The 9,336-nt window shown below is 57.3% G+C and carries 8 protein-coding genes; 3 read left to right on the forward strand and 5 right to left on the reverse strand.

The features are described 5' to 3' along the window. Window positions 1-731: AAA family ATPase (locus BA066_05100; protein ID RDD53301.1), on the reverse strand; the 731-nt coding region annotated here is incomplete at its 3' end. A 260-nt stretch (window positions 732-991) separates the two neighbouring features. Between BA066_05100 and BA066_05105 the strand changes: the two genes are divergently transcribed. Both BA066_05105 and BA066_05110 read left to right on the forward strand, forming a co-directional pair. Next, on the forward strand, window positions 992-1,609 hold the full coding sequence (locus BA066_05105) for a hypothetical protein (protein ID RDD53302.1): 618 nt from the start codon (window positions 992-994) through the stop codon (window positions 1,607-1,609). A 4-nt stretch (window positions 1,610-1,613) separates the two neighbouring features. Next, window positions 1,614-2,492, forward strand: a complete 879-nt coding sequence (locus tag BA066_05110) for a hypothetical protein (protein RDD53303.1) — start codon at window positions 1,614-1,616, stop codon at window positions 2,490-2,492. Here BA066_05110 and BA066_05115 read toward each other — a convergent pair. From BA066_05115 to BA066_05130, 4 genes are all read right to left on the reverse strand, one after another. Beyond that, window positions 2,489-3,676 carry an FprA family A-type flavoprotein gene (locus tag BA066_05115; protein RDD53304.1) on the reverse strand — a complete coding sequence of 396 codons (1,188 nt, stop codon included), beginning with the start codon at window positions 3,674-3,676 and terminating at the stop codon, window positions 2,489-2,491. The genes BA066_05110 and BA066_05115 overlap by 4 nt on opposite strands. A gap of 18 nt (window positions 3,677-3,694) precedes the next feature. After that, window positions 3,695-5,089 carry an acetyl CoA synthetase gene (locus BA066_05120; GenBank protein ID RDD53305.1) on the reverse strand — a complete coding sequence of 465 codons (1,395 nt, stop codon included), beginning with the start codon at window positions 5,087-5,089 and terminating at the stop codon, window positions 3,695-3,697. A gap of 126 nt (window positions 5,090-5,215) precedes the next feature. Next, window positions 5,216-7,588 carry a hypothetical protein gene (locus BA066_05125; protein ID RDD53306.1) on the reverse strand — a complete coding sequence of 791 codons (2,373 nt, stop codon included), beginning with the start codon at window positions 7,586-7,588 and terminating at the stop codon, window positions 5,216-5,218. Continuing rightward, window positions 7,578-8,624 (reverse strand): glycosyltransferase family 2 protein, encoded by a 1,047-nt coding sequence (locus BA066_05130; protein RDD53307.1) that lies wholly within the window; start codon window positions 8,622-8,624, stop codon window positions 7,578-7,580. The genes BA066_05125 and BA066_05130 overlap by 11 nt, the downstream gene beginning before the upstream one ends. A gap of 90 nt (window positions 8,625-8,714) precedes the next feature. Between BA066_05130 and BA066_05135 the strand changes: the two genes are divergently transcribed. Next, on the forward strand, window positions 8,715-9,336 hold a 622-nt coding region (locus BA066_05135), incomplete at its 3' end, for a GTPase RsgA (protein RDD53308.1).

A 9,336-nucleotide genomic window follows, 5' to 3' on the forward strand; every position in this document is an offset into this window, starting at 1 on the left:
AGCAGGGTCTTCCCTGTTCCGGGAGGGCCGTAGAGGAGGACTCCCTTCGGTGGATCTATGCCCAGGTGCCTGAACAGCTCAGGGTGCCTCAGTGGGAGCTCCACCATCTCCCTTATCCTCTGTATCGCATCCTTCAGTCCTCCTATGTCCTCATAGGTGACGGTCGGGAGGACTATCCTAGCAAGCTCAACTGGAGACTCCCTCACCTCTATTATAGTGTTGGGACCCACCTTCCCATAGGTGCCAGGGGTCACGCTGACGATGACTAGGGATATGAACCTCTGGAATATGGGGATCAGGACTATATCGCCCTTGGTCACGGCGAAGTCCAGGAGCCTCCTCTTGACCCACGTGTGGAAGTCAGGTGCAACCCTTATCATGTGATCCTGTGGGGCTAAGACGACCTTAGATGCCTCTCCTACATCAACGGGCCTCACCCTAACCTTATCTCCAGTCCTGACCCCGGCATTCCCCTTGACTATCTTGTCCATCCTTATGTACCTGGTCCCCACGTCCATGCTGACGGATGGCATGACCCTGCTGTGCGTCACCCTGGAGCCGTAGATCCTCACGTAGTCACCGCTCGTCAGTTCAAGCTGCTTCATTATTTCGGGATCCAGCCTCACTATTCCTCTCCCAAAATCAGCCTGCTTTATTATATCGGCCACTATGAGCGTCACATCGCGGCTCTCCCTCTCATCATCCCTCCCAGGGTCCTGCTTCCTGACCAACTCCTACACCTAGCTGTGACCGCAAGAAGCATTTATTAATCTTCGTTAGCGCACCGCCACCAAAGCCGGTGGGGGGATTGGGATCCGAGACGGAGTGAGCCATCCCGGAGGATCTAGGCTCGTGTCTCTGGCATCGAGGTTCCCTCTAAAGCCTCGCTACTCCTCAACCCGCGCGAGGGCCCGGGGGGATTAGTGTGGAAATAGGAGTGGAGATAGTTCCTTCAAGCTTTCAGAAGTTCTTAAAGCATATTTCTGGGGTCATGGGACTCGCAGATTTCATATCCATTCCCGAATGCCCCTTCGGGAGGTTGACCCCATCCCCCCTACCGCTCTCGGTGGTGGCCAGGGGCCTGGGAGTGGAGGCTGTCCCCAACTACAGGGTCATGGACAGGAGTGAGCTCGGATTCCTCTCGGAGATGATGGCCCTTCAGGAGGTCGGGGTAAGGAGGGTGGTCCTGGTGAGGGGTGATCCACCGTCCATAGGATCGCCAACAGATCTGGATCCCGTTAGAGCGATAAGGCTGATCAAGGAGCATGGGATCAGGATCAGGGTGGGTGTGGCCTCCCAGATCAAACCTAGTGAAGCCCTGAGGGCAAAGATAGAGGCCGGGGCTGACTTCGTCGTCACTCAACCTATCCAATCGGCCGAGGAAATAGAGGGGCTCATCGACTTCCTGGGCGGGATTCCGGTGTACGCGATGGTGATGCCGGGGATCGAGGAGCTAGAGGCCAGCGTGCTCAGGGAGATGGGGATAACGGATGTTAAGAGGGTTGATTGCAGGGAGCTCATGAGGGAGCTCGGGAGGATCCCCAAGGTGGCGGGCGTGATAATAAGCTCTCCTAAGGGGATATCAAGAGCGATCGAACTTCTAAGGTGATCTTATGGGGATGCTGAGGGAGGGACTCGTCCTTATAGTTTCATCCATCTTCTATAAGGGGGATTTGAGGGTGAAGGATCATGATCTCGGGATCTTCGATGAGGAGGGGCAGAGGAGGCTGGTGGAGATGGACCTGAGGTCCTCGAGGGAGCTTCACATACCTTACGCACTCGATGTGATCATATCCTCAGCCGGGGCGGCCGAGCCCTATCTCAAGTTCGCCTCCCAGTTCGGGGTCCCAGTCTTCATCGACGGCCTGAGCCCCGAGGTGAGGATCCGGGCCTACAGGAAGGCCAGGGAGCTCGGGATCGAGGACATCTCGGTGGCCAACGCAATATACAGGGATACAGGGGATGAGGAGCTGTCCGCCATAAGGGAGTCCGGGATAAAATCGGCCGTTCTGGTTGCCTTCGACCCGAGGGATGCGCTGGGGAGCATGAGGAGGGAGGTGAAGCTGAGGATGCTCGAGGAGGAGCTGATCCCTAAGGCGGAGAGAGCCGGGGTGGAGGAGTTCTTGGTCGATGTGGTCGTGCTAGACCCAGCTTCGGTCTCCTTGGCGGCTGATGCGATGAGCTTCCTCAAGGAGAGGGGCTACAGGGTGGGTTGCGCGCCGGCGAACGCCTTCTCCTTCCTGAGCAGGAGGAGGTTCGGTGAAGAGGCCCATCCCATGCTTACAGCCGTGCTCGCATACCTCAGGATGAGAGGGGCCGACTTCCTCATCATCGGTCCCGCCGGCAGGCTCAGCGGGGTGGCCAGGGGCCTGGCCCTGCTGGAGTCATTCCTGGCCCTGGAGCGGGGGTTGGATAGGAGCAGGTTGAGGGAGCACCCGTTCATAGTCCTCAGGGAGCTTCAGAGGATCTTCCAAGAGGTATCCAGGGGCTAAACACTGGCCATGGTCTTCTTGGCCTCGATGGCCAGGAGCCTCCCGAGCTCCCTCGCCTCCCTCAGATCCTCCTCCCTCGGTCTCCCCCTCACCTCGATCTCGCCAACTACGGGTATCTTCAGGGATTCAAGGGAATCCCTGATGAACTTTAAAGCCCCTCCTCCCCATCCAAAGGTCCCAATTATCGCTGAAACCTTGTTCTTAGGTCTGTATTCCTCCAAGAGATCCAGGTAGTATCTGATCCCCAGGAAGGGCCTCCCGTTGTGGGTAGCCGACGCTATGAGGATGGCAGCGGATTCAAGCGTGAGCGCCAGCAGATCGTCCGGCTGGGCCTCAGCGCTGTCAACGATGACGGCCTCAAGGCCCTCCTCCTCCACGCCCCTAGCTGCCTCCCGGGCCAACGCCTCCGTGTTACCGTACTGGCTGCCTACTAGGATGAGGACCTTTCCGCTCGGCCTCCAGGAGACCCAGCCCTCGTAGATCCTCAATAAGGCTTCCACATCCCTATGAAGGGCCCCGTGGCTCGGGGCTATGAGCCTGGGCCTGAGCATCCTCACCTTGGACAGGGCCCTCTCGACCATCCCGGAGTAGGGCATGAGTATCGATGCGTAGTAATCGGCCAACTCGAAGCTGTCCTCATCGAAGTAGATCCTCTCGCTGGCTAGGTGGGATCCGAAGAGGTCGCAGGTGAAGAGGATGGCCTCCTCCTCCAGGTAGGTCATCATAGTGTCAGGCCAGTGGATCATGGGAGTTATCAGGAACCTGAGGGTCCTCCCTCCCAGGTCGAGCCTCTCATCATCCCTCACCTCCCTGGCCCTGTCCGCTGGGTAGCCGGCTAGCGACTCGCCTATGCTTATGGCCTGCCTCGTCCCCAGGAGCGTGGCCTTTGGGGCCCTCCTCATGAGCTCAGCTATTGTCCCGGAATGATCCGGCTCCGAGTGCTGCGTTATGATGTAGTCCAGATCCTCCGGGCTTATCTCCCTCTCAAGGGCCTCGAAGAACTCTTTTGAGAAGGCCGCGTCAACGCCATCTATCAAAGCCGTTCCATCTTTACCCCTCACTAAGTAAAAATTGTAGGAGGTTCCCCTGGGTATCGGCCAGAAATTCTCGAACCTCTTCGATGTCTTGTTCAGGATCCTGAAGAGGGTCACATCCTCCGATATCCTGCTGACCACCGTGACCATCGACCTCACCTTGGGGTATCAGTGAATCATCAGGCTCCTCATGACGTACTCCCTTGACCTTGCGTAGGCGTAGAGCGAGGACATGGCGGCAGAGGCCCTCTCAGGGGTGGGGTAAGCTGGGATCCTCTGCTTGTTCAGGAAGCTGACTGCCTCCATGACCTCAGGCCCGCCCACCATCCCCACGGTGATCGGTTTGGAGTTCCCGGAGTCCCTCACGGCATCCACTATCCCCTTGGCAACGCCCATTGGAGTTGTCACAGCGGTCTGACAGTATAGTATGGTCACTGCGTGCACCTCAGGGTCCTTCAGGGCGGCCAGTGTTGCTCTATGATACCAATCATCCGTGGCCATCCCCGTCATGTCTATCGGGTTGGAGAAGGAGGCGAATGGAGGTGTGAACCTCCTTATCTCCTGCACCAGGCTCTCAGGGGGTCTCCCGAGGTATATCCCGTTATCTGCGAAGGTGTCCGTTGACTGGACACCGGCCCCTCCCCCGTTCGTGATCACGACTAGGTTCTCGCCCTCCGGAACCCTGTTCCAGGCGAGGGCCTTCGTCCAATCGAAAGCCTCCTCGACGTTCTTAGCCATCAGGATTCCGCTCTGCTTGAAGGCGCTCTCATATATGGCTACGCTCCCTGCCATGGAGCCGGTGTGACTTGCTGCTGCTCTGGCCCCCACCTCGGTCCTCCCGGCCTTTATCACTATTATCGGCTTCCTCGAGCTGACCCTGGCAGCCACGTCTATGAACTTCCTACCCCTCCCAGGGGCCAGCCCCTCAAGGTATATCATTATCACGCCGGTGTTCGGGTCCCTGTCGAAGAAATCGAGGAGATCAACGTCATCTATGTCGGCCTTGTTGCCGACGCTGACGATGGCAGAGACCCCTATGTTCTCAACGATCGTGTAACCCATTAGGGCTATTCCCAGAGCCCCGCTCTGGGAGATGAAAGCGACGTTACCGGATATCACATCCTTTGGCCCGAAGGAGGCGTTCAACCTGCTGGGAGTGTAGACGTAACCGAATATGTTGGGGCCCAGCACCCTGATACCGTAGCTGTGAGCCCTCCTGACGAGCTCCTCCTCCAGCTCCTCGTTTCCCACCTCCTTGAAACCTGATGTTATGACGACGGCGAACCTCACCCCCGCCTTGCCGCAGTCCTCTATCGCGCTAAGGACCTTATCCGAGGGTATGGATATGACGGCGACATCGACGCCATCCGGGACATCGGACACCTTAGGGTAGCATTTCAGACCCATTATCTCATCAGCCGTCGGATTTATCGGGTAAACCTTTCCCTTGAACCCGTACTCCACGACATTCCTCAATATCTGGGAACCTATCTTGTTGGGGTCCTTCGATGCCCCGATGATGGCTATCGATGATGGAATGAAAAGCTTATCCAAACTCTCCATGGGACACCCTCCAAGTTCCATTATCGTAAAATAATAAAACTTTCCTCGCGGGGGAAGGGCGCGCTATCATCTAATGGATTCAGGCAAATCGGATATTTATTTAAAAATTTTTACAATTGAAGCATATTAATCAGTATTTTCAACAATGGGTGAGAGCTCCAGGCGCTTCTGGAAAATCCTCCTCGCCCCCAGGTAAATTGAGATCAGCGAGAAGAGCGTGATCGCTATGTAGGGATCCGAGCAGACATCCCTGGGGCTTCTGGCGCTGCACTTGAGCAGCGCCGAGGAGAGGAGCGATGGGTTGCTGTAGGAGAGAAGGGAGTGAGAGAGGAGGAGCTCCATCAGCGGGAGCACTGGGGATCCTGATAGCAATGCGACCTCAATCAGCCCCCAGGATGGCTTCAACCCAGCCAGGAGGGTCATGAGGCCAATCCCAATAGCGGAGCTCCAGAGACGGTCGAACCTCGTGAGGTAGGCTGTTAGAGCGGCTGAGATCATTAGAGCGAGGATAGGGGCTTGATCACCGATCAAGGGGCTGAGCAATCCTCCCACGCTCTCACCGGGCCACTCGGGACTCAGGAGGGATAGGGGGATAAAGATCCCGAGGAAGAGGAGGGAACTCCTGATCCCAGACCTCCCCAGAAGTGTGGGAAACAGGAGGAAGTTCAGGGGGTTCAAAGAAGCCGATATGGCAAGAAGCATCGCCGACAGAATGGGCCTTCCCCTCTTCGAGAGTATCAGGGACTCCAAAGCGAGAGCCAATGAGAGGAGGCCCCAATCGTAGCCTGAGAGCACTATGAGGGATATCACCATGGGTTGAGAGCTCAATCCCAGCTCCAGGAGATCCAGGGATATGATAAGGATGGATATCAGGGCTATTGAACAGAAGAGGAGCTCTCTAAGGATGAGGCTCTCCGAGGAGCTTATGAGAAGTCTGCTGAGCTGACTTGAAAGACCGAAGTCCCTCTCCTCGAGCATGTATACCGGGCTACCCGGGATGCCGAGGCTGGAGTGCATCAAGGTGGAGAGGAGCACGGCAGCTACCATGGAGAGAAAGTAGTGGCCCCTACCTCCCCAAGATATGATCTCAAGGGGTCTCAGTTCCTCAGGGAGCCTCGGCTCGCTCTCTAGGAGCCTCCTCAGGATGCCCCTCCAGCCGCCCACCACCAGATCGTTGAGCTCATCCTCCATCATCACCAGGTAGAACATCGAGATCGCGAAGGATGACGCGACTGAGGGAGCCAGCTGGATGGCGTAGAAGCTGTAAAGCGTCCTGTTCCCAGCAATGTAGACTAGAGTGTAACCGGTCACTATGGAGAGTATCATCATCATCGGCAGGTAACTCCTCTCCCTCCTCGCGAGGAGGGGAAGCAGGAGGAGCGTGAAGGCCCCGGAGAAAGCGTAAGATACCGTGTTAACCCTCGCCAAGAGGTCCGGATTTATGTGCAATGCCATTGGCGCTAAGTTGAGGAACCAGGCCCAAGGGGGTGAGGGAACAGGCCCGCTTCCCCTGCTGGTCGTGTGCCATGCCATTGCGCTCAGGTTCTCGCTGATCCACCTCCCCAAACCCAGGTGAACGATCAGGGGCAGCGATATCAGGGGGTAGAGGATGCTCGGGATCAGGGAGAGGAGGGCGGATCTGACCGGGCCCTCCCTCCTGTAGATCCTGATGTAGAGGTAGGTGAAGAGGACCGCGAACAGACCGCTGAACTTCACGGAGAAGGCGAGCCAGGAGGCGATGGAGGCGGCCAGGGGCCTGTCCTCCACGGCGAACAGGAGAGTCAGTCCTGTGAAGAAAGCCAGATGAATGTCCAGCATGGCCACAACGCTCATTGCATGAAGCATCGGATCAAGGGCTAGTGAGATGGAAGCTAGGACTCCCCAGAATGGGTTAAGGATCCTGCGGACTATGAGGTAGACTATTACTATGAGCGCTGAGCCCTCCAGTATTCCCGGGACCCTCCAACCGATCGGCTCATCCCCCAGTATCATCATCGAGAGCATCATCATGTACTTGCCGAGGGGAGGGTGCTCCAGGTTCAGGTAGTCCACTATGCCGGCCTTGGACGGGTACTCGAATCCGTACCTCACCTTGACCCTTCCGCCCAGCTCCCTCTCGAGCTCCTCCGCCCTCGACTCCGGGACCCTCACCCAGACGGCCGGTATCCTGTCGCCAGTGGAGGTGTAGTTGGACCTCAAGACACTCCCGCCCAGGGACCTGAGGGTCTCGTTGAGCCATCCGTAGCTCTCGATGAGCTCCCTCTCGGAACCGAAGGCTAAAGTCATGTGAACGTAGCCCTGAGAGGGGTACCTGGGCTTCAGGCCGAATATCTCGTGCAGAAGGTTCCTGGAGGATGTGACGTACCATACCTCATCGCTGACGTAGTAGGAGTCCCCCCTGTACTTGGGGGAGGAGGCCTCGCTGTAGGCGTAGAGGGCGAAAGACACGGAGATGAGGAGGGATATGAGGAGGCCGAGGTAGAAGGATCTAATCATCATGGATCCACACCATCCTCCTGCTCAGTGAGTAGTTCGCTATGAATCCGAGCAGTATGCCTATCGATTGCGAGAGCACTGACTCAAGCCCAAGCAGCCTGTGGGCCGCTGAGGATACCGTGAACTGCGTCATCAATCCGATGGAGTTGGTCAGGTGGTAGCTCAGGAGCGACCTAAGGAACCCGCCCCTTCTCCTCCTCCTGAAAGTCCAGATGTCGTTAAGGAGGAAGTTATTCATGAGGGAGACCTCTATGGCGATCAAAGAGGCCACCTCATGCTCCAAGGAGAGAGAGTACCTCATCAGCCACAGCGAGAGAAGGTTGACAACGACGCCCAAGGCCCCCACGATGGCGAACCTCAGGAAGGGTGAGGAGAGCTCGAGAACGTGGAGCAGGTAGCTGAGTATGGTCCTCATGCCCAGCTTGGATCTCCCAGATCTCCTGAGACCGAATCTGTAGGGTATCTCGAGGACGCTGGAGTAACTCCCCTTGACCAGCAGCTCCAGTAGCACCTTGAAACCCCTCGGATTCAAGTCATCCAGCCTCAAGCACTCCCTCCTGATGGCGAAGTAGCCTGAGGAGATGTCCCCGATACCCCTCACCCTCGGGATCAGGAGCTTCGCGAGCACTATCGATCCCCTGGAGATGATTCTCCTGAGGAGGCTCCATCCCTCAACGGATCCGCCCTTAACGTACCTCGAGGCTATGACTATGTCGTGACTCGATGCTCCCCTGTAGAGCTCCGGGAGCAGCTCTGGGGGATGCTGGAGGTCCGCATCCATCACGCAGAGGATCTCCCCTCTGGCCGCCCTGAAACCGTCTATGACCGCCGAGGAGAGGCCCATCCTTCCCGCCCTCAAAATGAGCCTCACCGGGAACTCCCTGGAGAGCTCCAGGGCGGCATCAGCCGTGCCGTCGGGCGAGCTGTCATCGACTATGATAACCTCGTAATCGGCATCCCCCAGCGAGGACCTCACCCTGGTTAGGAGCTCCCTCAGGTTCTCCCTCTCGTTGTAAGTTGGTATCACTATGCTCATCAATCTGAATCGGTCGATCCCTGAGGATGAAAATATATAAAACTTAGATAGCGGGCGATTCTGGAAAAGGGAACATCTCAGGGTCGTTGAGGGATGAGGCTAGCGGGCTGGAGCGAGATAAGGGGTGCTATCTCGAGATCCAATCTGGTGCTCGAGGTCCTGGACGCGAGGGATCCATGGACCACGAGAAGCAGGAGGCTGGAGGAGATGGCATCATCTATGGGAAGGAAGGTGGTCCTTGTCATGAACAAATCCGATCTCGTCCCAAGGCAGGTCCTGGATGAGTGGGTTAGAGTGTTCGAGGGGGAGGGGCTGAGGGCCACTTACGTCAGCGCAAGGGAGAGGATGGGGACCATGAGGCTGAGGAGGTTCCTGAAGAAGGAGGCGACCGAGTCGCCGGCCGTTGTGCTGGTGGCGGGGTTCCCGAAGGTAGGAAAGAGCTCCATAATAAATGTCCTGAAGGGGAGGTCCTCGGCCTCCACCAGCCCGATCCCCGGGAACCCGGGTTACACGAGGACCTTTCAACTTTTCAGGATAGAGAGGAGCCTCTACCTTCTGGACTCCCCGGGCATGATCCCAGTTGAGGGCGGGCCCCTCGAGATGGCCATAAGGGGCTGCCCCCCCGAGAGGCTGGAGAACCCTATAGAGGTGGCTGTGAAACTGCTCGAGAGGGCCATTAAGGTGGATCCCAGCGTCGTCAGGAGAGCTTATGGCA

This window comes from Candidatus Korarchaeota archaeon NZ13-K, from assembly GCA_003344655.1.
GTDB lineage: Archaea > Korarchaeota > Korarchaeia > Korarchaeales > Korarchaeaceae > Korarchaeum.